This window comes from Psychrobacter sp. DM8 (assembly GCF_051307025.1).
GTDB lineage: Bacteria > Pseudomonadota > Gammaproteobacteria > Pseudomonadales > Moraxellaceae > Psychrobacter.
In genome coordinates this window covers 645,368-665,415 of record NZ_CP195538.1, presented here as the reverse complement: position 1 = coordinate 665,415, position 20,048 = coordinate 645,368, and the positions used below count along the sequence as shown (strand labels likewise).

Here is a 20,048-nt window from a genome sequence, read left to right as displayed (position 1 = left end):
TGCAATAACAGAAAGCTGCAATAACAAAAAGCCAAGTTATCTGCATGCCTAATATATGACAGCGAATAACTTGGCTCTTGCTACAAAAATACTTAAGCGCTCATAATCCTTTGACGAATAATACCTATACTTATCAAATCACGGATAAACATATCTATTAGTCTTAGGACTACTTCATTTAAGCATCTTGACTGACTTTGAACAACTGACGACCACGATAAAAACCGTCTTTGGTCATGTGATGACGACGATGCTTTTCACCAGTAGTAGCATCTACGCTTAATTCAGCCACTTCCATACGGTGGTGTGAACGGCGCATGTCACGACGCGAACGGCTTTTACGACTTTTTTGAACAGCCATGATGTAGCTCCTATACTTAAGGGAATAAACTTAAAATTCAGTTTTAACCGATACAGGTTTAGGTGTATTGATAACCACTCAAACCTTATGCATCGTTAAATTAACGAGTTTGCCAATTGCTTTAAAGCTCTGACTAAATCCAAACCAAACGAGCGGTTTGTCTCATTGACGCTTTAAGCAAGCGGCACGTTGCCAGAATGCGATAAACCGGACATTATACGCATGTTTGACGTATTAATAAAGCCTTGGTTTTGTAGTTCGTTTTAGGACATTTTGCACTAGGGCGCGTTGCTTCTACAACTTATTATTCGATTATAACTTACCCTTTAGTGAGGCAAGCGCAGCGAATGGGTTTTCGTTTTCTTCTTCTGGAATATCACCAACTTGCGAGGTCGCCATTTCACAATCCTCATGCTTTGGCGATAAAGGGGCTTTGAGTAATATCTCATCTTCAATCAGTTTTTTTAGAGGCAGTAAGCGCTCAGGTGACTGCTCTGTTACGATCTCATCTAGCAATAAGTAATCTTGTTCTTCATCGATCAGACTCTCTTGACTATCATCATCTAACAAAGCAATGTCATAATCGTCTGATAAGTCAATAGCAACCGGCTGTAGGCAGCGCTGACAAGTCAGCCAGACCTCTCCTGCCAAAGTAAAAGCCAAATGTAATACATTGCTACGTCGATATAACTTGGCATCTAGCTGTAACTGTGGCTGCTCGTGCTCTGTTGTGAGTACGTCTTTGAGACGAGCAAAAGTATGCGGTGCCAACAGGCCTGACCATTCAAAACCAGTGTCTTCCCACTTATTTAATGAGATATTATCAGGTAAAATGCTTGATGGTGCCTTTTGAGTATCGCTGTTAGACGCTGTGGCTGAAGTGCTCGACATACGCGGCCTCTCAATATAAATGGTGTATAATATTGCCTGCCATACTAACGCAAAGCCCTATATGACGCTAGCGCTAGTATGTTACGATTTTTACTACTTTTTATAGGCACTTTCGCCTTAAACCTATACCTAAACCAGCCGTTGTCTTATGACTTATAACATGACTATTCATGATTTTTCATCTTTATTAACTGCTACTGACGCTCTGTCTTTAATGAATGAACTCAAGTCTTATATACAGTCATATGATTCTCCATCAATCCTCACTGATATTCATTCATTATGTGATAAAGGTTTGATGATCTATGAGTGGTCAGAGGCCAAAGAAGAAAAAAGCGTTAATGCTTTGATTGATTTGTTTAATACCTTATTTGCCAGTCAAAACGTAATATTGATGCACAGTGATAGCGAACCTGAGTATTTTGCCGCAACTTATGATAAACCAGCTCGCATAGCCTTTGCTCATGGGTTTTTTGCCAGCGCTTTGCATGAAATCAGTCACTGGTGCATTGCAGGACAAGCACGTAGGCTTCTTGATGATTTTGGCTATTGGTACGCAGCAGATGGGCGCAATCAAGATGAACAACTGGCCTTTGAGCGCGTGGAGATCAAGCCGCAAGCTTTAGAGTGTTTATTTAGTCTTGCCTGTCACAGACCGTTTCGAGTGTCGCAGGATAATATCTTTGCAACCTTTGATACGAGTAGCAGCACGTTTGCAGCTGACGTCTATAAGCAAGCTTTAAACTATAAAAAAAACCCAGAGTTACTGCCGCGCGATGCCAAAATATTGTTGTTAGCGTTGTTGCATATTCAGCTTAACAGCCAAGCAGCCTAGAAGCTAAAACATCATCTTTATATCGCCCGAAACTGACTTCTAATCAGAGCTTAGCTAAATTTGAACCAATAGAGTATCTATGGTGTTTTACGCTTGTATACGCTTGTTTACGGCAGGCTCCTACAACTCTTATCACTCTAAGGGTTATACTTCAACAACTATAAATCTAAAAGCCTAGCTCTAATAAAGGCAAAAAACCAAAATAGGAGTCCGTATGCAAACTTTATATATCCATCCAGAAAATCCGCAGCCTCGCCTCATAGAGCAAGCAGCCGATATGCTACGCGGTGATAAGCTGATTATCTACCCCACTGATACCAGTTACGCCTTTGGTTGTCGCCTTGGTGCCAAAGACGCTCTAGAGAAGCTCAAACTCATACGTGAGCTTGATGATAAGCATCAGTTTACGTTGCTATGTCGTGATTTAAGTGAGATCGCTAATTACGCCACCGTTGACAATCAACAATTTAAACAACTAAAGGCCTGTACTCCAGCGCCTATTACCTTTATCTTGAACGCTACCAAAGATGTCCCTAAAAAACTGTCTCATCCAAAGAAAAAAACTATAGGTATACGAGTACCTGGTAACCCTATTGCTCAAGCGCTGTTAGAAGCAATGGATGAACCTATATTGACCAGCTCATTAGTGCTACCCAATCGCGATGACATACTCGATGATCCTTTCGAGATTGAGGAGCTATTAGGTCATGTGATAGATGGTCTGATCAACGCAGGTATCAAGACTACTAAGCTGACTACGATCGTAGACATGACTAATAATCAGCCTGAAATTATCAGACAAGGTGCGGCGGACGTTAGTGCTCTAATGATATAGACAGCACATTAAGCACAAAAAAAAGCTCCAACGAATGGGAGCTTTTTTTATTATAAATGATAGCTAATTTTAGTCACGATCAACTAATTCTACATAAGCCATTGGCGCGTTATCACCATCACGGTGACCACATTTTACAATGCGAAGATAGCCACCTGGACGCGTCTGATAACGTGGACCTAGCGTACCAAATAGTTTACCGACCATAGCTTTGCTACGCATACGGCTAAATGCCAAGCGGCGATTAGCAACGCTGTCTTCTTTAGCCAATGTGATTAGTGGCTCAGCGACGCGGCGTAACTCTTTTGCTTTTGGCAACGTCGTTTTAATCAACTCGTGCTCAAATAATGAGTTGGTCATATTTTGGAACATGGCTTTACGATGACTGCCGGTACGACCCAGCTTGACTCCACTCTTACGATGGCGCATAGTCAAATATCCTTAAAGTTTAGCGGCTACGATAAGAAAAGCGATCATCAACACGTAAGTCAGCAGGTGGCCAATTGTCTAGGCGCATACCGAGCTCTAAATCTTTAGACGCTAGTACGTCCTTGATTTCAGTTAATGATTTCTTACCAAGATTTGGGGTTTTTAATAATTCAGTCTCTGAACGCTGTACCAAATCGCCGATATAGTAAATGTTTTCAGCTTTTAAGCAGTTGGCTGAGCGAACCGTTAGTTCAAGATCATCCACAGGGCGAAGTAGCACTGGGTCGACCTCTTCTTTTTCTTTCACAGGCTCAGGCGCTTCTTCAGCTTCTAGATCAACAAAGATAGAAATCTGTTGTTGTAAAATAGTGGCAGCTTTACGAATTGCTTCTTCTGGATCTATAGTGCCATTAGTTTCAAGCTCAATGATGAGACGATCAAGATCGGTACGCTGCTCGACGCGAGCGTTCTCAACTTGATAAGCAACACGAAGCACTGGGCTAAAGCTTGCATCAAGCTTTAGACGGCCAATTGCTTTGGTGTCGCCATCTTCACGGCGCTGATTTGCTGGCTCATATCCACGACCCATCACTACGCGCAAACGCATCTTAAGATGACCGCGCTCGCTCAATGTGCCTAATACCAATTCTGGATTGATAATGTCTACATTGTGCGGTAGTGCGATGTCTGCAGCAGTAATAGTGCCTGGACCTTGCTTGTCCAAGGTCAAAAATACTTCATTTTGGTCATGAAGGGTAATTGCTAGGCCTTTTAAGTTCAAAAGCAAATCAAGTACGTCCTCTTGCAAGCCTTCAAGCGTAGAGTATTCATGGTCAACACCATCAATCTCAGCTTCAATAACCGCAGCACCAGGTAATGAAGATAACAAGATACGACGAAGAGCATTACCTAAGGTATGCCCAAAGCCGCGTTCTAACGGTTCGAGCGTGACTTTCGCAATCGTTTCGTTAACCGTGTCCACGTTAATGGCATTTGGTGTTAGAAACTCAGTTGCATTTAGCATCATAATGTCACCTCGATAGATTAAACAGGTTTAAATGACATAACATATCCACTGACCAAATCAGTAGATATGCTAAGGTATCACTTATTTTGAGTATAGCTCAACGATCAAGCTTTCGTTGATTTCAGCAGGAAGATCAATGCGATCAGGCGCTTGTTTAAACGTGCCTTGTAATTTGCTGTGATCAACATCTAGCCATTCTGGAATACCGCGCTGCGTGGCAAGCTCAATAGCGTTCTTGATACGTAGCTGTTCGCGAGATTTTTCTTGAATAGCGATAACGTCACCATCTTGCAACTGGATTGATGGAATGTTCACACGAACAAACTCATCACGACCTGCTTTTTTAAGCATGACAGTGCGGTGACTGACCAACTGACGCGCTTCTGCACGAGTTGAGCCAAAGCCCATACGGTATACGACGTTATCGATACGGCTCTCAAGCATAGCTAGCAAGTTCTCACCTGTAGCGCCGCGTTTGCGAGCAGCTTCTTTATAGTAGTTTGCGAACTGACGCTCAAGCACACCATAAATACGCTTAACTTTCTGCTTTTCACGCAGCTGTAAAGCGTATTCTGAAGTCTTGTTACGGCTAACGCCATGTTGACCTGGTGGACGACCAGCTTTTTTGGTCTTGACGTCATAAGGTTTAACACCAGATTTAAGACCTAGGTCAGTGCCTTCACGACGTGATAACTTTAGTTTTGGTCCAATATAACGGGCCATGTTTATGTCTCCTATAAGCTTTTATGATAAAAAGCTTCGTCTTTAGTATTAGACGCGGCGCTTTTTCGGCGCACGGCAACCATTGTGTGGAATTGGGGTCACATCAGAGATGCTGTTCACTTTATAACCCAATGCACCTAGTGCTCTTACCGCAGACTCACGACCCGGTCCTGGTCCTTTGACCAAAACGTCGATATTCTTAACACCGTATTCCTGAGCCGCTTTACCAGCGACTTCAGCTGCAACCTGAGCTGCAAATGGTGTAGATTTACGTGAACCACGGAAGCCTTGTCCACCTGAGGTGGCCCAAGCCAGTGCATTACCTTGACGATCGGTAATCGTTACAATGGTGTTATTAAAAGACGCATGGATGTGGGCAATGCCCTCCGATACTGAACGACGAGCCACTTTTTTGCGACTACGAGTGTCTTTAGCCATCTTTTAGCTTCCTAAGTTAATTATCTTTTGAGAGGGCGTGTCGGACCCTTACGAGTACGAGCGTTATTCTTGGTGTTTTGACCTCTTACTGGTAAGTTACGGCGATGGCGAATGCCACGGTAACAACCAAGATCAACCAAGCGCTTGATATTCATTGACACTTCACGACGAAGGTCACCTTCAGTCATGTATTCTGCAATTTGTGCACGGATAGCATCTAACTGTGTATCATCTAACTGACTGACTTTAGTAGTAGGGGCAATGCCAACTGCTTCTAAGATTTTCTGAGCAGTGGTACGACCTACACCAAAGATGTAAGTTAGTGAAATAACAGCATGCTTATTATCCGGAATGTTGACACCGGCAATACGAGCCATTTATTTCTCCATCAAAGAAAAACAGATATCGTTTGTTTAAACGATATGTTGTTTTCCAAAATTATTGCTGTTAACACCTAAATATCTGCATGCTTTAAAACTCGTATAATCTTTCAATTAATACGCGTCATAAAATGAAACAAATAAAAAGGTATGAACTACGGCAAGTGGCGGATGATATCGCATCCGCCGCGTTTTTTCAAGTGTTAATTGATTTAACAATAAATCTTCGTTAGTCAATTAACCTTGACGTTGCTTGTGGCGTGGTTCAGCAGTACAAATAATATGTACACGACCTTTACGGCGAACTACTTTACAGCTACCACAAATCTTTTTTACTGATGCTTGAACTTTCATCGCATGCTCCTTGAAATATCACACCGCTCAGTTTATGGCTGAGTGGGCGACTGAATTAACGTCTGATCGTGGTATTGATGCGTCATCAAATGCGCTTGAATCTGCGAGATGAAATCCATTACCACTACTACCATAATCAATAGTGATGTACCACCAAGATTAAATGGCACACCAAAACCTGACTGGATGACCATAGGCATCAAACAAATAACCGTCATATACATCGCGCCGATGAAAGTTAATCGATTTAATACGTGATCAAGATAACGCTGAGTTTGTTGTCCGGGACGAATACCTGGGATATACGCACCGCTTCGTTTAAGGTTTTCAGCGACTTCACGAGGACTAAAAACTAATGCAGTATAAAAATAACAAAAGAAAATAATCATCGCACCAAACAGTACTAAATATAACGGCTGTCCAGGAGACAACACTAGTGCCATATTTTGTAGTATCTTTTGCACAAAGGTAGGATCGGTTGAATGACCTACCCATTGACCCAAACTTGCTGGAAACAGTAACAAGGAGCTGGCAAAAATAGCAGGGATAACCCCTGCCATGTTTATTTTCAATGGCAAGTGTGATTGCTGCTGAGCGTATATTTTGCGGCCTTGCTGCTGCTTTTGTGCATAGTTAACAGGAACACGGCGCTGAGCACGTTCAATATAAACGATACCCGCGGTTACCGCGATGCCTAATATAACAAAGATAAAGAGTACAATCAGATTCATCTGACCCTGATTGACCTGTTCAATAGATTGTGAAATCATGCCAGGGGTACCTGCGACAATGCTTGCAAAAATAAGCATTGAGATACCATTACCCACGCCGCGCTCTGTGATCTGCTCACCAAGCCACATCAAGAACATAGCGCCCGCTACCAATGAGGTCACCGCCGGTATATAAAAGGTAAGACCGCTAGATAACGTCAAGTTCTGACTGATCAATCCTGCACACATTCCAAGCGACTGCACTAAAGCTAAAGCAAGGGTGCCTTGACGGGTATACTTGTTTAGCTTGCGACGTCCAGCCTCACCGTCTTTTTTGAGCGCTTCAAGCGACGGAACGACTGCTGACATCATCTGTACAATAATAGAGGCAGAGATATAAGGCATAATGCCGAGCGCCATAATAGACATACGCTCTAAAGCACCACCTGAGAACATATTGAACATGCTCAAAATGGTGTTTTCATTACGCGAAAATAAATCAGCTAAATTGACAGGGTTGATACCAGGAACAGGAATATGTGACCCTAAACGATAAACAATCAACGCACCGATCAAAAATAGTAAGCGCGTCCAGAGCTCATCATACTTGCGTATAAAGGCGAAAGGATTAAGCGGTATACCAGTCGATGACATTGATTGCTTTGACACGTTACTACTCCTCGATACTACCACCAGCAGCTTCGATTGCCTGCTTAGCGCCTTTAGTCACTTTGATACCTTTAAATGTAAAAGCTTTAGTGACTTCGCCTGATAGCATAACGCGAGCACGCTTCATATCACGACGGACAAGGTTAGCCGCTTTAAGCGTCTCTAAGCTGACTACATCACCGTCAATTTTGTTGAGCTCAGACAGACGGACTTCAGCCGTAGTCATTGCCATTTTACTAGTAAAGCCAAATTTTGGTAGACGACGGTACAAAGGCATTTGACCACCCTCAAATCCTGAGCGTATGCTAGAACCTGAACGTGATTTTTGACCTTTCACACCGCGACCGCCTGTTTTACCAAGACCTGAACCGATACCGCGACCACGACGTTGGGCAGTTTTCTTTGCGCCAACACCTGGTGATAATTCGTTTAATCTAAGACCCATTACGCTTCCTCCACTTTTACCATGTAGTTAACGCGATTGACCATGCCACGAGTTGATGGGGTATCTTCAACTTCTACAGTATGGTTAATACGGCGTAAACCCAATCCTTTCAAGCTAGCTTTGTGGCTCTTGAGGCGATGGGCACCTGATTTTACTTGAGTGACTTTCATTGTTTTCATCAATATTCACCTAGTCCTATCTACTAAAGGTTAGCCCAAAATTTCGTCTACAGATTTACCACGTTTTGCTGCCATCTTTTCTGGAGTTGACATATCACGTAAACCGTTAAATGTTGCGCGAACAACGTTAGCAGTATTGGTAGAGCCATAACACTTAGTCAAAACGTCTTTGACACCAGCAACTTCTAATACAGCACGCATTGCGCCACCAGCGATAACGCCAGTACCTTCAGATGCAGGTTGCATATAGACTTTACTTGCGCCATGACGGGCTTTGATCGGATGATACAAAGTGGCTTCGTTAAGCTCCACTGTGATCATATTACGCTTCGCCGCTTCTAGAGCTTTTTGAATAGCCGCTGGGACTTCACGTGCTTTACCACGTCCAAAACCAACGCGACCATTACCATCACCCACAACGGTTAAAGCTGTGAATGAAAAAATACGACCACCTTTGACCACTTTTGCAACGCGATCAACGGTGACTAGACGCTCTACTAAACCGTCTGAAGGTTCATTTTTGTCATTATTTCTAGCCATGATTAAAACTCCAATCCGTTTTCGCGAGCAGCTTCAGCTAAAGCTTTTACTCGACCATGATATTTAAAACCGCTACGATCAAAGGCAACTTTGGTAATACCAGCTGCTTTTGCACGTTCTGCGATCATTTGGCCTACAGATGTCGCAGCATCAGTGTTGCCAGTTGCACCTGAACGCAGACTGCTATCTAGTGTAGATGCCTGAGCGATCACTTCACCACCACTTGGAGAGATAATCTGGGCATACATATGCTTTGGCGTGCGAGTGACGGTTAGACGATGAACGCCCAAAAATCTGATATGCGCACGGGTTTTCTTAGCTCGACGCAGACGAGCTGCTTTTTTATCAAACATTTCAACTCACCTTATTTTTTCTTGGCTTCTTTGCGAATCACGTGCTCGTCACTATAACGAATACCTTTACCTTTATAAGGCTCTGGTGGACGGAAGGCGCGGATATTTGCCGCGGCTTGACCAAGCTGCTGCTTATTGTTTGATTTTAAAACAATTTCAGTTTGCGTTGGGGTTTCGGCCGACACACTCTCTGGCAACGTATACTCTACTGGATGTGAATAACCGACGTTCAAGGTTACTTTATCACTAGTAGCTTGAGCACGATAACCAACACCGATGAGTTGAAGACGTTTTTCAAAGCCTTCGGTTACGCCGATAACATGGTTGTTAAGTAAGGCGCGTACGGTGCCAGTATGCATCATGGCTTCTTTTGAATCGACTGTAGGTGAGAGAATGATAGCATCATCTTCCTGTTTCAGCTCGACCAATTCATGCAGGTGTAAAGACAAAGTACCGTTCTTGCCTTTCACTTCGACCTGCCGATCGTTCAAAGTAACACTAACGCCGTTTGGCAAGGTTACTGGGGCTTTAGCCACACGAGACATAGGAATATTCCTTAAAAAATTAACTTCTTCTGTTAGCCAATTATCATCAATAAAAATAGGAGAAGATAATAGCGAAAAAACTAACAGGCTAAAAAGCGTGCTAGTTTATCATAATTAAGCTTGCCTAGCACCTATCAATTGCTATTAACTAAAAAAGCATTATTGCATCTGATGGTGCTTTGTTTATTGCTGTCCTCAATAGAATAGCAATAAACAATAAGGCCTAAGTGGTATCTTGGTTGCTTGGTAACTTAATATTTGATAACCAAATATTAAGCAACAAAAGCAACGATTTCGCCACCGATACCAGCAGCGCGTGCAGCACGATCACTCATGATGCCTTGACTGGTTGATACGATAGCAACACCCATACCTTGCTTAACAGTTGGGATGTTATCTTTACCGCGATGCTGGCGCAGACCAGGACGGCTAAAGCGTTGAATAGTTTCGATGACAGGTTTGCCTTCGAAGTATTTTAATTCAATAGACAACGTCGCTTTATTGTTATCTTCTTGAGTAACAGTTGCGTTTGCCACATAACCTTCGCTAACCAATAGATCAGCGATTGATTTGCGTAGCTTTGAGCTTGGCATCGCAACCGATACTTTGTTCGCCATTTGCGCGTTACGAATACGGGTTAGCATATCAGCAACAGTATCTTGCATACTCATGTCTTACTCCTTACCAGCTTGCTTTACGAACACCAGGTACATCACCTTGCATGACACGCTCACGCAACATGTTGCGAGATAAGCCAAACTTACGGTAGTAACCATGAGGGCGACCAGTGATAGCACAGCGATTACGCAGACGTACTGGAGATGCGTTACGTGGTAGAGACTGAAGCTCTAACATAGCATCCATACGCTCTTCGTCACTTGCGTTGACATCACTGATAGTCTCTTTTAGCTTAATACGCTTCTCAGCATATTTAGCAACCATTTTTTCGCGCTTTAATTCGCGATTAATCATGCTCTTCTTTGCCATAACGTCTTTACCTTATTTGAATGGGAAGCCGAATGCTTTGAGTAACGCACGACCTTCTTCATCATTACCTGCAGAGGTGGTGATCGTTACATCCATACCGCGAATACGATCAATTTTATCATATTCGATTTCTGGGAATACGATCTGCTCTTTAATACCTAAAGAGTAGTTACCACGTCCGTCAAAGGCTTTAGGTGAAAAACCGCGAAAGTCACGAATACGAGGAATCGCAATAGCAATGAGACGATCTAAAAATTCGTACATTTGCTCACCGCGAAGCGTTACTTTACAGCCAATCGGCCATTCTTCACGAATCTTAAAGCCAGCAACTGACTTACGAGCTTTAGTAACAACAGGCTTTTGACCAGCAATTGCGATCATGTCAGCTACCGCACCTTCAAGCAATTTCTTGTCTTGAGACGCACCGCCCACACCCATATTAAGTGTGATCTTAGTGATTTTAGGCACTTGCATCACGTTAGCTAAATCAAGTTCTTCTTTGATCTGTTGCTTTAGTTCTTGGTTATATAAAGTCTTTAATCTTGCCATTACCATTACACCCTTAGTGTCTTACGCAGTCGCCACAACTTCACCATTTGAACGATAAACGCGTTGTTTGACGCCTTCATCATTCGTCTGATAAGTAATACGGTCTGCTTTTTGGGTTTGCGCATTTAAAATCGCGACGTTTGAGATATGCAAAAAAGCTTCTTGCTTAACAATGCCACCCTCAACGCCAGTTGCCTGATTTGGCTTCTGATGTTTAGTGACGATGTTGATGCCTTCAACTTTAATACGATCGTTTTTTACAGCTTGAACAGTACCTTGTTTGCCTTTATCTTTACCAGCAATAACAATAACTGTGTCGCCTTTTCGTAATTTAGCCATGGGTTACCTCACAATACTTCTGGTGCTAGGGATACAATTTTCATAAACTGATCACCACGTAGTTCACGAGTTACCGGTCCAAAAATACGAGTTGCAATCGGTGCTTTGTTTTGGTTGAGCAATACCGCAGCATTGTCATCAAAACGAATAACCGAACCATCAGGGCGACGAACGCCTTTTTTGGTACGTACAACTACTGCATTCATCACGTCGCCTTTTTTGACACGACCGCGAGGAATAGCTTCTTTAACCGTAATCTTGATAATATCGCCGACAGATGCGTAACGACGATGAGAACCACCCAGTACTTTAATGCACTGAACTCGTCTTGCACCGCTATTGTCTGCAACTTCCAGCATAGATTCAACCTGAATCATAGCGTTACTCCACAGGTATGAGCAATAAAAACCAGTTGCTGCCGCTAGCACAGAATGAGTAGACGGCATTTTGGTATAAATAGCGCCTTACTCATAAGTGAGCGATTACGGCAAGCGCAATCAGCATCCTTAAAAAGGCGGGTATTTTAACAGCTTCTGGTATTCAATGCAATTTACTTAGATTTTTTCTACTTTTTCAACCACATCAACTAAAGTCCAAGACTTAGTTTTTGAGATTGGACGTGTCTCTTTGATACGGACAAGATCGCCTTGTTGGCAAACGTTGTCTTCATCATGGGCTTTGATTTTAGTAGAACGACGAAGCTGTTTGCCATACAAAGGATGACGAACCAGACGCTCAATCAAAACTGTGATGGACTTGTCCATCTTGTCGCTGACAACTCGTCCTGTCAATACGCTAGCGTTGGTGGCTGTTTGATTGTTTTCGCTCATGAGTCGCCTCGTTGTTTCTCGTTGATCAAAGTCTGAATCTGGGCAATCGTACGACGATTGCCTCTGACTTCATGGGTATTCCCCAACTGACCTGTTGCTTTAGCCATACGAATACGGAAAGCATCAAGTTGCTTTTCATCAAGTAACCCGGTCAGCTCTTCTAATGATTTATCACGTAATTCACTGATCTTCATTACATTATCGTCCGCTTAACAATGGTAGTTTTAAAGGGCAGTTTGGCTGCTGCAAGCGTTAGAGCATCGCGAGCAAGCTCTTCTGAAACCCCTTCGATTTCATATAGCACTTTACCAGGTTTGATCTCACATACCCAATATTCAACTGGACCTTTACCTTTACCCATACGTACTTCTAATGGCTTGTTGGTAATAGGTTTGTCTGGGAATACGCGAATCCAAATCTTACCACCACGTTTGATTTTACGAGTAATGGTACGACGTGCTGCTTCGATTTGACGAGCTGTCATACGACCACGCGTCAAAGATTTTAGACCAATTTGTCCGAATGCAACGGTGCTTCCACGATGAGCGAGCCCTGTGTTACGACCTTTATGCATTTTGCGAAACTTGGTACGTTTTGGCTGTAACATAGTTTAACCTCTGTCTGAGTTTCGACGGTTTCCACCACGGCCACGGCGTTTTGGCGCACGAGGCTCTTCTTTGACCGGATTATAAACACTGTTCATACCGTCAAGGATTTCTCCGCGGAAGATCCAAACTTTCACACCGATGGTGCCGTAAGTTGTTTCTGCACGTACTGACGCATAGTCAATATCAGCGCGTAGTGTATGTAATGGCACGCGGCCTTCACGGTACCATTCAGTACGAGCAATCTCAGCACCGCCAAGACGGCCTGACAACTCAACTTTGATACCTTTAGCACCAGAGCGCATGCTGTTCTGTACGGCGCGCTTCATAGCACGGCGGAACATAACACGACGCTCAAGCTGGCTACCAATACCATCAGCAACGAGACGAGCATCTAGATCAGGTGATGTGATCTCTTCAATGTTGACCTGAGCAGGTACGCCCATAATTTTGGTCAATTCTTTTTGAAGTCTTTCGATATCTTCGCCTTTCTTACCGATAACAATACCAGGACGCGCAGTGGCGATGGTAATTTTAGCAGCGCCAGTAGGACGCTCGATCATGATGTTACTGATCATAGCGCTATCTAGCTTTTTGCGTAGATACTCACGAACTTGAATGTCGTTGATGAGGTATTCTGAGTACTGTTTAGGATCAGCATACCAGTTTGCGTTATGCTTTTTGACAACACCAAGACGAATTCCGATTGGATGTACTTTTTGACCCATAACTTATTCTCCTACCTTTATAGTGATGTGACAGGTACGCTTGCTGATACGATCAGCGCGACCTTTTGCACGTGGTAGGATACGTTTTAGCGTAATGCCTTCATCAACGTAGATAGTAGCGACTTTTAGGTCGTCAATATCTAGGCCATGATTATGCTCGGCATTGGCGATGGCTGAGTTAAGACATTTCTTAACAAACACAGCGCCTTTTTTATTGCTATACGTTAGGATATCCAGAGCACGCTCAATGGGCTTGCCACGAACTTCATCAGCAACGAGTCTAACTTTTTGTGCCGAGATGGCGGCACCGCGTAATTTTGCAGTTACTTCCATGGTAAGCACCTTATCTCTTAGCTTTTCTGTCAATGCCATGACCACGATACGTACGAGTCGGGGCAAATTCACCTAGTTTATGACCAACCATCTGTTCGCTGATAATGACAGGTACGTGAGTACGGCCATTATGAACAGATAAAGTTAGGCCAACCATTTGTGGCAAAATCATCGAGCGGCGCGACCAAGTCTTAATAGGTTTGCGTGAGTTGGCATCAATTGCAGCTTCAACTTTGGCAAACAGGTGCGCGTCTATGAATGGACCTTTTTTCAATGAACGAGGCATGAAATTCTTCCTTTATTTCTTCTTGGCGCGACGGCGGATGATCATATTGTCAGTACGCTTATTGCTACGCGTTTTAAGTCCTTTAGACTTCTGACCCCAAGGGCTGGTTGGATGGCGACCTTTGTTACGACCTTCACCACCACCATGCGGGTGATCAACTGGGTTCATCGCGACACCACGAACTGATGGGCGAATACCGCGCCAACGTGATGCACCGGCTTTACCAAGTGATTTTAGGTTATTCTCAGTGTTAGAGACTTCACCGATAACGGCACGGCAGTTGACGTGTACACGGCGAGTTTCACCTGAACGCATACGCAAAATAGCGTAAATACCGTCACGACCCAATAACTGTACGCTTGTACCCGCAGAGCGAGCCATCTGTGCGCCTTTACCGATTTTAAGCTCGATATTATGGATCACAGTACCTAAAGGTATGTTTTTGAGCGGTAAACAGTTGCCTGGACGAATAGGTGAGTTTTCACCTGACATCACAGTATCACCAACCGCTTGTTTTTTGGCAGCGATGATATAACGGCGTTCGCCATCAGCGTACTTAAGAAGTGCAATATGAGCGGTACGGTTAGGATCGTATTCAATACGCTCGACCGTAGCTGGGATATTGTCTTTAGTACGTTTGAAGTCAATAATACGATAATGCTGCTTGTGACCACCGCCAATATGGCGAGTAGTAATACGGCCATTATTGTTACGACCACCTGACTTACTTTTTGATTCTAGGAGCGGTGCATACGGACGACCTTTATAAAGGTGTGGATGCACTACTTTTTCAACAAAACGACGGCCGGGTGATGTTGGCTTTGCTTTTACGATAGGCATGAGTGTAATCCTTATTCGTTGTTCGCTGTTTCACTAGTAGAATCAGTTGCGCTTGCAACCTCTTCACCAGCATCAGCCATTTGTACATCTTGACCAGCTTTTAAGGTAACATAGGCTTTTTTGTAGTCATTACGACGGCCGATGCTTTTACCAAAACGCTTCGTCTTACCTTTAACGTTCAAAGTGTTTACTTTGGTGACTTCAACACCTTCAAACATGAGCTCAACTGCTTTTTTGACTTCTAGCTTAGTAGCATTAGAATCAATTTTGAATACTTGTACACCAAGTGAGTCGCCAAGCATTTGAGATTTTTCTGAGAAGACAGGTCCTCTTAGGATCTGATAAAGTCTTGCGTTATTCATGCTAGTGCTTCCTCAAATTGTTTCGCAGCTTCAACTGACATGATCACTTTATCAAAGGCGATCAAGCTCACTGGATCCACTTCACTTGTACCTAGTACATTGACATGTGGAATATTGCGGGCGGCTAGGTATAAATTTTCGTCAATGTTTGTCGTGACGATTAGGGCACGAGGTGCGCCTAAATCATTTAACTTAGCGATCAGCTCTTTGGTCTTAGGTGCAGAAACACTAATCTCTTCAACTAAAATTAGACGCTCTTGACGTACTAATTCAGCAAGAATGCACTGCATAGCACCGCGATACATTTTGCGGTTAACTTTTTGTGACCAGTCTTGTGGTTTTGCGGCAAATGCGCGACCACCAGAACGCCAGATTGGGCTACGAATAGAGCCTGCACGAGCGCGACCAGTACCTTTTTGGCGCCATGGCTTGATGCCACCGCCAGAAACTTCGGCACGGGTTTTTTGTGCACGTGTACCTTGGCGTCCGCCCGCTAAATAAGCGGTGACGACTTGATGCACTAATGCTTCATTGAATTCACGACCAAACGCTGTGTCAGAAAGTTCAACTGCCGCACCTGTAACTGTTTTTAAATCCACGTTAATCCCCTTGCTTAGGCTTTGATTGACGGACGCACGATGACATCGCCACCGGTAGCACCAGGGATTGCACCCTTAATGACCAGCAATCCTTTTTCGGCATCAACCGAGACCACTTCTAAGCCTTGAACCGTAACACGTTTGTTACCCATCTGGCCTGCCATTTTCTTACCTTTAAATACTTTACCTGGTGACTGGTTTTGACCAGTTGAACCATGGGCACGGTGAGAAACTGAGTTACCATGAGTAGCATCTTGCATGCTAAAGTTGTGACGCTTAACTGGACCCTGAAAGCCTTTACCTTTGCTTTGTCCTGTGACATCGACCATCTGACCTACTTCGAACAAGTCAGCTAAGATCTCACCACCGATTTCGCGACCCTCAAGGTCACCCTCGGTAGCACGAAATTCCCAAACACCACGGCCCGCTTTTACGCCAGCTTTGGCAAAATGTCCTTTTTGAGCTGCAGTTACGCGGCTGTCACGACGAGTGCCTGTGGTGATTTGGATGGCTTGATAGCCATCTGTATCTTCATTTTTTACTTGAGTAATGCGGTTTGCATCGACCTCAATCACGGTTACAGGGGTAGACGCACCTGCTTCAGTGAAGACACGGGTCATGCCGCATTTTTTACCGACTAAACCGATCGCCATTTTAAACCTCTTTATATCTTATTAATGGGTTGGGTGTGTGTTAGCCCAAAGCAATTTGAACGTCAACACCCGCCGCTAAATCTAACTTCATCAGCGCATCCACAGTTTTGTCAGTTGGCTGAACAATATCAACCATACGCTTGTGAGTACGAATCTCGTACTGATCACGCGCGTCTTTGTTGACGTGTGGTGAGGTTAGAACGTCGAAGCGCTCAATGCGAGTCGGCAACGGTACAGGACCACAAACTTGCGCACCGGTGCGCTTTGCAGTATCGACAATCTCTTGCGCCGACTGATCAATCAGGCGATGGTCAAAAGATTTGAGTCTGATACGGATTCTCTGGTTAGCCATGCCAGCAAGCTCCTAATATATGTTTTCGTCATTCTTGCAAAACAAGGTGATGACCAAAAGCCGTTTAATTAAATATTCACTCAAGATAGTTATCTGTTCTTTATCAAAACAAGCAACAACCAAAAGTAAAATAGTTTAAAGCCCAACCGAATCTCCTATTAATATGGAAATCAGTAAAGGCATATGAAATAGTGCTAGAAACGATGCTCTAGCTGTCATAGCGCCAGCAACTTGCTAAGCGGCGCTCTTGTAATTCAGTGGTGTGTATTATACATAGTATATAAGTCATTGCAAGGACAATATAGGCAATGGCCCCTGCTTTTACTTAAAATATAAGATAAAACGCGTCTATTTACCAGTGGTGAGTCGTCATAAAGATAACTTTTGACGCTTATATCTTTGAGACTTATAACGCAAGCAACAACTGCTTTGTTAGTCAAGTACAATGTCATATTGCTCTTGATTATACAAGTTCTCGACCTCAAAAGTAATGACTCGCCCAAGGAGATACTCAAGCTCGGCAACTGTGTCAGCCTCTGAGGTTAATAGCAGATCTATGACTGCTGCATGAGCGACTACGGTGAACTTCTTTGGGGAATTATAAGTGCGAGCGCAGCGCATAATCTCGCGGAAAATCTCAAAGCATACCGTCTCTGCGGTTTTGATAAAGCCGCGTCCTTGACAGGTCGAACAAGGCTCGCACAATTGCTGCCCTAGCGACTCACGGGTACGCTTACGGGTCATCTCAACTAAGCCAAGCTCACTGACTTGGGTGATATTGGTCTTGGCATAATCTTGTGCCAGCTTGGACTGTAAGCTCTCAAGTACGTCGTCTTTATGCTCTTGCTCGAGCATATCGATAAAATCAAGAATGATAATCCCGCCCAAGTTACGCAGACGCAGCTGGCGGGCGATAGCATGAGTGGCCTCTAAATTGGTTTTGTAAACCGTATCCTCTAAGGAGCGACCACCAACAAATGAGCCGGTGTTGACATCAATGGTCGTCATAGCTTCGGTCTGATCAATAATCAGATAACCGCCTGACTTGAGATCAACACGGCGTTTTAGGGCATCACGCAGGTCATCCTCGACGCGGTGCACATCAAACAGCGCCTGCTCTGCGGTATAGTGAACAATACGATCATAAATAAAAGGCACAAAAGATTTGGCAAAGTGGCGTACTTGCTCATATATCTGACTATTATCAATAATGACTTTTTCGGTATCGGTATGCACTAAATCGCGGATAGCGCGTATCGGTAATGATAGCTCTTGATAAATCAGCTCTGAGCTTTGATGAGCGGTGGACTCTTTGTGACGTGCGCAAATAGTACGCCACAATTGTACCAAGTAGTAGATATCTTCCTCTAGCTTATCGACAGGTACGCGCTCGGCAGCAGTACGCGCAATGAGTCCACCTCTTAGATTGACCGTTTGCATAAGGCTTGTCAGCTCAGTCTTTAAACGCGTGCGTTCCTCCTCCCCATCGATACGCTGTGATATACCGATATGATCGCTTGATGGCAGGTACACTAGGTAACGCGAAGGCAAAGAGATATTAGTCGTTAATCGAGCACCTTTACTGCCGAGCTGATCCTTGGTTACTTGCACAAGAATACGCTGAGATTCATGTAATCGGTGCTGAATAAGCACTTTGGCGGAGACAGGCGTGATATCTGTGCTGCGCGCGCTCACCACTGGTGGCGACATGGCGAGACTCTCTGCTGCTATAGCTGTTTTACTTTTGGTAGTATCTGTTAGCGCTTCACTATCGTCAGTGGTCGTTGTATTGTCAGCGGTGTCTTTGATGGTTTCGCTTGCAGGTTTTTTTGTGCTCGTTGACGGCAAACGTTGCATATCGTTGACGTGCAAAAAGGCGGTGCGCGACTGACCAATATCAATAAAAGCCGCTTGCATTCCTGGTAGTACGCGTACAACGGTACCTAGATATATATTACCAACGAGACCTAGCTTATGATGACGCTCAATATAGATCTCACCCAGTATTCCACTATCTAAAACTGCTACGCGCGATTCCATAGGACTGATATTGATTAGCAGCTCTTCTGACATAACCTCTGTTCTCTTTATTTAATAACGAAATAGGCTCTAGTGTAGCAAATGGGGCTGAGCCTTGCCCATAACCCTGCGTATCATTATGTGCACTTCAATCCATAGCTATCAATTCAACTTTTTTATATCATCAATTAATGCAAGCGTTTGTGCAAGCGGTAAGCCGACGACATTGGTATAGCTGCCATTGATACGAGTGACCCAAGCAGCTGCTAATCCTTGAATACCATAAGCCCCAGCTTTGTCAGCAGGCTCGCCGGTGTTCCAGTATGCGCTCATCATATCTTGAGTTAATGGAACAAATGTCACTTGAGTACGCTCCATAATTTGGTGCAGGCTTACTAGCTTTATATCCAATTGAGTAGTGTCTATCTCGCTGCCCTGACCCTTATTTTTGGTTAATAAAACGTGGGTTGCCTGTACGCAAGTCCAAACTTCATGAGTATTGTCAGACATCTGCTGCCACATACTACAAGCGTGCGCATAATCGCTTGGTTTGACCAGTACCGTCTGACCATCAGGCAATACGCCAATGGTATCGGCAGTTAGAATAATAAACGCTTTATTATCGCCTGCATTGTTCCTCTCAACACTAAGCTGCGCTATCGCCGCTTGCGCTTTGATGGCGACCATACGCTCGATGTACGCGGTTGGCGACTCATTGTCTTTGGGCGTTTCATCAACATCTACCGCCATAACGCTAAACTCTAGTGAGACACTCGCTAATAGTTCACGGCGACGCGGCGATCCTGAAGCCAAAATGATATCCATCACTGCTCTCTTTATTTTTGAAGTTTA

General features: G+C 43.9%; 34 protein-coding genes. 2 read left to right on the top strand and 32 right to left on the bottom strand.

Features of this window, described 5'->3' with window-relative positions:
• Positions 1-178 precede the first annotated feature (178 nt).
• Together rpmF and ACR64J_RS02985 are read right to left on the bottom strand one after the other, a co-directional pair.
• Positions 179-361 carry a 50S ribosomal protein L32 gene (gene rpmF / locus ACR64J_RS02990; RefSeq protein ID WP_010196743.1) on the bottom strand — a complete coding sequence of 61 codons (183 nt, stop codon included), beginning with the start codon at positions 359-361 and terminating at the stop codon, positions 179-181.
• Between the two features lie 312 nt (positions 362-673).
• Complete coding sequence (locus ACR64J_RS02985) at positions 674-1,252, bottom strand: YceD family protein (protein WP_317200622.1); 579 nt, start codon at positions 1,250-1,252, stop codon at positions 674-676.
• A 214-nt stretch (positions 1,253-1,466) separates the two neighbouring features.
• Between ACR64J_RS02985 and ACR64J_RS02980 the strand changes: the two genes are divergently transcribed.
• Positions 1,467-2,087: an elongation factor P hydroxylase gene (locus ACR64J_RS02980; protein ID WP_435951013.1), complete on the top strand. Its 621-nt coding sequence runs from the start codon at positions 1,467-1,469 to the stop codon at positions 2,085-2,087.
• 214 nt (positions 2,088-2,301) lie between these two features.
• Positions 2,302-2,922, top strand: coding sequence for an L-threonylcarbamoyladenylate synthase (locus ACR64J_RS02975; protein ID WP_317200620.1), 621 nt, complete (start codon positions 2,302-2,304; stop codon positions 2,920-2,922).
• A gap of 69 nt (positions 2,923-2,991) precedes the next feature.
• On the opposite strand, the gene rplQ is transcribed toward ACR64J_RS02975, so the two are convergent.
• The 30 genes from rplQ to ACR64J_RS02825 all read right to left on the bottom strand — a co-directional run bounded on the left by rplQ (position 2,992) and on the right by ACR64J_RS02825 (position 20,021).
• On the bottom strand, positions 2,992-3,351 hold the full coding sequence (gene rplQ / locus ACR64J_RS02970) for a 50S ribosomal protein L17 (RefSeq protein WP_075102287.1): 360 nt from the start codon (positions 3,349-3,351) through the stop codon (positions 2,992-2,994).
• Between the two features lie 19 nt (positions 3,352-3,370).
• On the bottom strand, positions 3,371-4,378 hold the full coding sequence (locus tag ACR64J_RS02965; RefSeq protein ID WP_062533658.1) for a DNA-directed RNA polymerase subunit alpha: 1,008 nt from the start codon (positions 4,376-4,378) through the stop codon (positions 3,371-3,373).
• An 81-nt stretch (positions 4,379-4,459) separates the two neighbouring features.
• Positions 4,460-5,101, bottom strand: coding sequence for a 30S ribosomal protein S4 (gene rpsD, locus ACR64J_RS02960; protein WP_317200619.1), 642 nt, complete (start codon positions 5,099-5,101; stop codon positions 4,460-4,462).
• A 48-nt stretch (positions 5,102-5,149) separates the two neighbouring features.
• On the bottom strand, positions 5,150-5,539 hold the full coding sequence (gene rpsK, locus ACR64J_RS02955; RefSeq protein WP_010196728.1) for a 30S ribosomal protein S11: 390 nt from the start codon (positions 5,537-5,539) through the stop codon (positions 5,150-5,152).
• Between the two features lie 20 nt (positions 5,540-5,559).
• A complete protein-coding gene (gene rpsM / locus ACR64J_RS02950) occupies positions 5,560-5,916 on the bottom strand; it encodes a 30S ribosomal protein S13 (RefSeq protein ID WP_317200618.1) in 357 nt (118 codons plus the stop codon).
• A gap of 240 nt (positions 5,917-6,156) precedes the next feature.
• Complete coding sequence (gene rpmJ, locus ACR64J_RS02945) at positions 6,157-6,273, bottom strand: 50S ribosomal protein L36 (RefSeq protein ID WP_010196721.1); 117 nt, start codon at positions 6,271-6,273, stop codon at positions 6,157-6,159.
• A 32-nt stretch (positions 6,274-6,305) separates the two neighbouring features.
• On the bottom strand, positions 6,306-7,637 hold the full coding sequence (gene secY, locus ACR64J_RS02940) for a preprotein translocase subunit SecY (protein WP_317200663.1): 1,332 nt from the start codon (positions 7,635-7,637) through the stop codon (positions 6,306-6,308).
• 19 nt (positions 7,638-7,656) lie between these two features.
• Positions 7,657-8,097, bottom strand: coding sequence for a 50S ribosomal protein L15 (gene rplO / locus ACR64J_RS02935; RefSeq protein ID WP_317200617.1), 441 nt, complete (start codon positions 8,095-8,097; stop codon positions 7,657-7,659).
• A complete protein-coding gene (gene rpmD, locus ACR64J_RS02930; RefSeq protein ID WP_201623017.1) occupies positions 8,097-8,276 on the bottom strand; it encodes a 50S ribosomal protein L30 in 180 nt (59 codons plus the stop codon). The genes rplO and rpmD overlap by 1 nt, the downstream gene beginning before the upstream one ends.
• Positions 8,277-8,306: 30 nt before the next feature.
• Positions 8,307-8,816 carry a 30S ribosomal protein S5 gene (rpsE, locus tag ACR64J_RS02925; protein WP_317200615.1) on the bottom strand — a complete coding sequence of 170 codons (510 nt, stop codon included), beginning with the start codon at positions 8,814-8,816 and terminating at the stop codon, positions 8,307-8,309.
• A 2-nt stretch (positions 8,817-8,818) separates the two neighbouring features.
• Positions 8,819-9,169: a 50S ribosomal protein L18 gene (rplR, locus tag ACR64J_RS02920; protein ID WP_317200614.1), complete on the bottom strand. Its 351-nt coding sequence runs from the start codon at positions 9,167-9,169 to the stop codon at positions 8,819-8,821.
• A gap of 11 nt (positions 9,170-9,180) precedes the next feature.
• A complete protein-coding gene (rplF, locus tag ACR64J_RS02915; protein ID WP_317200613.1) occupies positions 9,181-9,714 on the bottom strand; it encodes a 50S ribosomal protein L6 in 534 nt (177 codons plus the stop codon).
• Positions 9,715-9,986: 272 nt separating this feature from the next.
• Positions 9,987-10,385 carry a 30S ribosomal protein S8 gene (gene rpsH, locus ACR64J_RS02910; RefSeq protein ID WP_317200612.1) on the bottom strand — a complete coding sequence of 133 codons (399 nt, stop codon included), beginning with the start codon at positions 10,383-10,385 and terminating at the stop codon, positions 9,987-9,989.
• Positions 10,386-10,395: 10 nt separating this feature from the next.
• Positions 10,396-10,701 (bottom strand): 30S ribosomal protein S14, encoded by a 306-nt coding sequence (gene rpsN / locus ACR64J_RS02905; protein WP_317200611.1) that lies wholly within the window; start codon positions 10,699-10,701, stop codon positions 10,396-10,398.
• 12 nt (positions 10,702-10,713) lie between these two features.
• Complete coding sequence (gene rplE, locus ACR64J_RS02900; RefSeq protein WP_317200610.1) at positions 10,714-11,250, bottom strand: 50S ribosomal protein L5; 537 nt, start codon at positions 11,248-11,250, stop codon at positions 10,714-10,716.
• 21 nt (positions 11,251-11,271) lie between these two features.
• Positions 11,272-11,589 carry a 50S ribosomal protein L24 gene (rplX, locus tag ACR64J_RS02895; protein WP_317200609.1) on the bottom strand — a complete coding sequence of 106 codons (318 nt, stop codon included), beginning with the start codon at positions 11,587-11,589 and terminating at the stop codon, positions 11,272-11,274.
• Between the two features lie 8 nt (positions 11,590-11,597).
• Positions 11,598-11,966, bottom strand: a complete 369-nt coding sequence (rplN, locus tag ACR64J_RS02890) for a 50S ribosomal protein L14 (protein WP_317200662.1) — start codon at positions 11,964-11,966, stop codon at positions 11,598-11,600.
• Positions 11,967-12,143: 177 nt separating this feature from the next.
• On the bottom strand, positions 12,144-12,419 hold the full coding sequence (gene rpsQ / locus ACR64J_RS02885; protein WP_317200608.1) for a 30S ribosomal protein S17: 276 nt from the start codon (positions 12,417-12,419) through the stop codon (positions 12,144-12,146).
• Complete coding sequence (gene rpmC, locus ACR64J_RS02880; protein WP_317200607.1) at positions 12,416-12,613, bottom strand: 50S ribosomal protein L29; 198 nt, start codon at positions 12,611-12,613, stop codon at positions 12,416-12,418. The genes rpsQ and rpmC overlap by 4 nt, the downstream gene beginning before the upstream one ends.
• Positions 12,613-13,026, bottom strand: a complete 414-nt coding sequence (rplP, locus tag ACR64J_RS02875) for a 50S ribosomal protein L16 (protein WP_025644399.1) — start codon at positions 13,024-13,026, stop codon at positions 12,613-12,615. Before rplP ends, rpmC begins: the two co-directional genes overlap by 1 nt.
• 3 nt (positions 13,027-13,029) lie before the next feature.
• Complete coding sequence (gene rpsC / locus ACR64J_RS02870) at positions 13,030-13,752, bottom strand: 30S ribosomal protein S3 (protein ID WP_435950370.1); 723 nt, start codon at positions 13,750-13,752, stop codon at positions 13,030-13,032.
• 3 nt (positions 13,753-13,755) lie between these two features.
• Positions 13,756-14,085: a 50S ribosomal protein L22 gene (rplV, locus tag ACR64J_RS02865; protein WP_025644408.1), complete on the bottom strand. Its 330-nt coding sequence runs from the start codon at positions 14,083-14,085 to the stop codon at positions 13,756-13,758.
• A gap of 10 nt (positions 14,086-14,095) precedes the next feature.
• Positions 14,096-14,371: a 30S ribosomal protein S19 gene (rpsS, locus tag ACR64J_RS02860; protein WP_317200605.1), complete on the bottom strand. Its 276-nt coding sequence runs from the start codon at positions 14,369-14,371 to the stop codon at positions 14,096-14,098.
• A 12-nt stretch (positions 14,372-14,383) separates the two neighbouring features.
• Positions 14,384-15,211 carry a 50S ribosomal protein L2 gene (gene rplB / locus ACR64J_RS02855; RefSeq protein WP_317200604.1) on the bottom strand — a complete coding sequence of 276 codons (828 nt, stop codon included), beginning with the start codon at positions 15,209-15,211 and terminating at the stop codon, positions 14,384-14,386.
• 11 nt (positions 15,212-15,222) lie between these two features.
• A complete protein-coding gene (gene rplW, locus ACR64J_RS02850; protein WP_317200603.1) occupies positions 15,223-15,573 on the bottom strand; it encodes a 50S ribosomal protein L23 in 351 nt (116 codons plus the stop codon).
• Positions 15,570-16,172 carry a 50S ribosomal protein L4 gene (gene rplD, locus ACR64J_RS02845; protein ID WP_435950369.1) on the bottom strand — a complete coding sequence of 201 codons (603 nt, stop codon included), beginning with the start codon at positions 16,170-16,172 and terminating at the stop codon, positions 15,570-15,572. The genes rplW and rplD overlap by 4 nt, the downstream gene beginning before the upstream one ends.
• 14 nt (positions 16,173-16,186) lie before the next feature.
• A complete protein-coding gene (gene rplC / locus ACR64J_RS02840; RefSeq protein ID WP_317200601.1) occupies positions 16,187-16,825 on the bottom strand; it encodes a 50S ribosomal protein L3 in 639 nt (212 codons plus the stop codon).
• Between the two features lie 40 nt (positions 16,826-16,865).
• Positions 16,866-17,177 carry a 30S ribosomal protein S10 gene (rpsJ, locus tag ACR64J_RS02835; RefSeq protein WP_025644420.1) on the bottom strand — a complete coding sequence of 104 codons (312 nt, stop codon included), beginning with the start codon at positions 17,175-17,177 and terminating at the stop codon, positions 16,866-16,868.
• 432 nt (positions 17,178-17,609) lie between these two features.
• On the bottom strand, positions 17,610-19,250 hold the full coding sequence (locus ACR64J_RS02830; RefSeq protein WP_435950368.1) for an Rne/Rng family ribonuclease: 1,641 nt from the start codon (positions 19,248-19,250) through the stop codon (positions 17,610-17,612).
• A 108-nt stretch (positions 19,251-19,358) separates the two neighbouring features.
• Entirely contained in the window at positions 19,359-20,021 is a 663-nt protein-coding gene (locus tag ACR64J_RS02825) for a Maf family protein (RefSeq protein ID WP_435950367.1), read from the bottom strand.
• Positions 20,022-20,048 lie beyond the last annotated feature (27 nt).

What these genes read in the sequence shown, in the direction of transcription:
- rplW (WP_317200603.1), bottom strand. Translation starts at nt 15,573, where the DNA reads ATGAATAACGCAAGACTTTATCAGATCCTAAGAGGACCTGTCTTCTCA.
- rpsJ (WP_025644420.1), bottom strand. Translation starts at nt 17,177, where the DNA reads ATGGCTAACCAGAGAATCCGTATCAGACTCAAATCTTTTGACCATCGC.
- rpsH (WP_317200612.1), bottom strand. Translation starts at nt 10,385, where the DNA reads ATGAGTATGCAAGATACTGTTGCTGATATGCTAACCCGTATTCGTAAC.
- ACR64J_RS02985 (WP_317200622.1), bottom strand. Translation starts at nt 1,252, where the DNA reads ATGTCGAGCACTTCAGCCACAGCGTCTAACAGCGATACTCAAAAGGCA.
- rpmJ (WP_010196721.1), bottom strand. Translation starts at nt 6,273, where the DNA reads ATGAAAGTTCAAGCATCAGTAAAAAAGATTTGTGGTAGCTGTAAAGTA.
- rpsN (WP_317200611.1), bottom strand. Translation starts at nt 10,701, where the DNA reads ATGGCAAAGAAGAGCATGATTAATCGCGAATTAAAGCGCGAAAAAATG.
- rplB (WP_317200604.1), bottom strand. Translation starts at nt 15,211, where the DNA reads ATGCCTATCGTAAAAGCAAAGCCAACATCACCCGGCCGTCGTTTTGTT.
- rplC (WP_317200601.1), bottom strand. Translation starts at nt 16,825, where the DNA reads ATGGCGATCGGTTTAGTCGGTAAAAAATGCGGCATGACCCGTGTCTTC.
- rpsM (WP_317200618.1), bottom strand. Translation starts at nt 5,916, where the DNA reads ATGGCTCGTATTGCCGGTGTCAACATTCCGGATAATAAGCATGCTGTT.
- rpmC (WP_317200607.1), bottom strand. Translation starts at nt 12,613, where the DNA reads ATGAAGATCAGTGAATTACGTGATAAATCATTAGAAGAGCTGACCGGG.
- rpsC (WP_435950370.1), bottom strand. Translation starts at nt 13,752, where the DNA reads ATGGGTCAAAAAGTACATCCAATCGGAATTCGTCTTGGTGTTGTCAAA.
- rplF (WP_317200613.1), bottom strand. Translation starts at nt 9,714, where the DNA reads ATGTCTCGTGTGGCTAAAGCCCCAGTAACCTTGCCAAACGGCGTTAGT.
- rplP (WP_025644399.1), bottom strand. Translation starts at nt 13,026, where the DNA reads ATGTTACAGCCAAAACGTACCAAGTTTCGCAAAATGCATAAAGGTCGT.
- rpmF (WP_010196743.1), bottom strand. Translation starts at nt 361, where the DNA reads ATGGCTGTTCAAAAAAGTCGTAAAAGCCGTTCGCGTCGTGACATGCGC.
- rplX (WP_317200609.1), bottom strand. Translation starts at nt 11,589, where the DNA reads ATGGCTAAATTACGAAAAGGCGACACAGTTATTGTTATTGCTGGTAAA.
- rpsK (WP_010196728.1), bottom strand. Translation starts at nt 5,539, where the DNA reads ATGGCTAAAGACACTCGTAGTCGCAAAAAAGTGGCTCGTCGTTCAGTA.
- rplN (WP_317200662.1), bottom strand. Translation starts at nt 11,966, where the DNA reads ATGATTCAGGTTGAATCTATGCTGGAAGTTGCAGACAATAGCGGTGCA.
- rplQ (WP_075102287.1), bottom strand. Translation starts at nt 3,351, where the DNA reads ATGCGCCATCGTAAGAGTGGAGTCAAGCTGGGTCGTACCGGCAGTCAT.
- rpsS (WP_317200605.1), bottom strand. Translation starts at nt 14,371, where the DNA reads ATGCCTCGTTCATTGAAAAAAGGTCCATTCATAGACGCGCACCTGTTT.
- ACR64J_RS02825 (WP_435950367.1), bottom strand. Translation starts at nt 20,021, where the DNA reads ATGGATATCATTTTGGCTTCAGGATCGCCGCGTCGCCGTGAACTATTA.
- rpsQ (WP_317200608.1), bottom strand. Translation starts at nt 12,419, where the DNA reads ATGAGCGAAAACAATCAAACAGCCACCAACGCTAGCGTATTGACAGGA.
- rplO (WP_317200617.1), bottom strand. Translation starts at nt 8,097, where the DNA reads ATGGGTCTTAGATTAAACGAATTATCACCAGGTGTTGGCGCAAAGAAA.
- rpsE (WP_317200615.1), bottom strand. Translation starts at nt 8,816, where the DNA reads ATGGCTAGAAATAATGACAAAAATGAACCTTCAGACGGTTTAGTAGAG.
- ACR64J_RS02975 (WP_317200620.1), top strand. Translation starts at nt 2,302, where the DNA reads ATGCAAACTTTATATATCCATCCAGAAAATCCGCAGCCTCGCCTCATA.
- ACR64J_RS02965 (WP_062533658.1), bottom strand. Translation starts at nt 4,378, where the DNA reads ATGATGCTAAATGCAACTGAGTTTCTAACACCAAATGCCATTAACGTG.
- rplV (WP_025644408.1), bottom strand. Translation starts at nt 14,085, where the DNA reads ATGGAAGTAACTGCAAAATTACGCGGTGCCGCCATCTCGGCACAAAAA.
- rplE (WP_317200610.1), bottom strand. Translation starts at nt 11,250, where the DNA reads ATGGCAAGATTAAAGACTTTATATAACCAAGAACTAAAGCAACAGATC.
- secY (WP_317200663.1), bottom strand. Translation starts at nt 7,637, where the DNA reads ATGTCATCGACTGGTATACCGCTTAATCCTTTCGCCTTTATACGCAAG.
- ACR64J_RS02980 (WP_435951013.1), top strand. Translation starts at nt 1,467, where the DNA reads ATGAATGAACTCAAGTCTTATATACAGTCATATGATTCTCCATCAATC.
- ACR64J_RS02830 (WP_435950368.1), bottom strand. Translation starts at nt 19,250, where the DNA reads ATGTCAGAAGAGCTGCTAATCAATATCAGTCCTATGGAATCGCGCGTA.
- rpsD (WP_317200619.1), bottom strand. Translation starts at nt 5,101, where the DNA reads ATGGCCCGTTATATTGGACCAAAACTAAAGTTATCACGTCGTGAAGGC.
- rplR (WP_317200614.1), bottom strand. Translation starts at nt 9,169, where the DNA reads ATGTTTGATAAAAAAGCAGCTCGTCTGCGTCGAGCTAAGAAAACCCGT.
- rpmD (WP_201623017.1), bottom strand. Translation starts at nt 8,276, where the DNA reads ATGAAAACAATGAAAGTCACTCAAGTAAAATCAGGTGCCCATCGCCTC.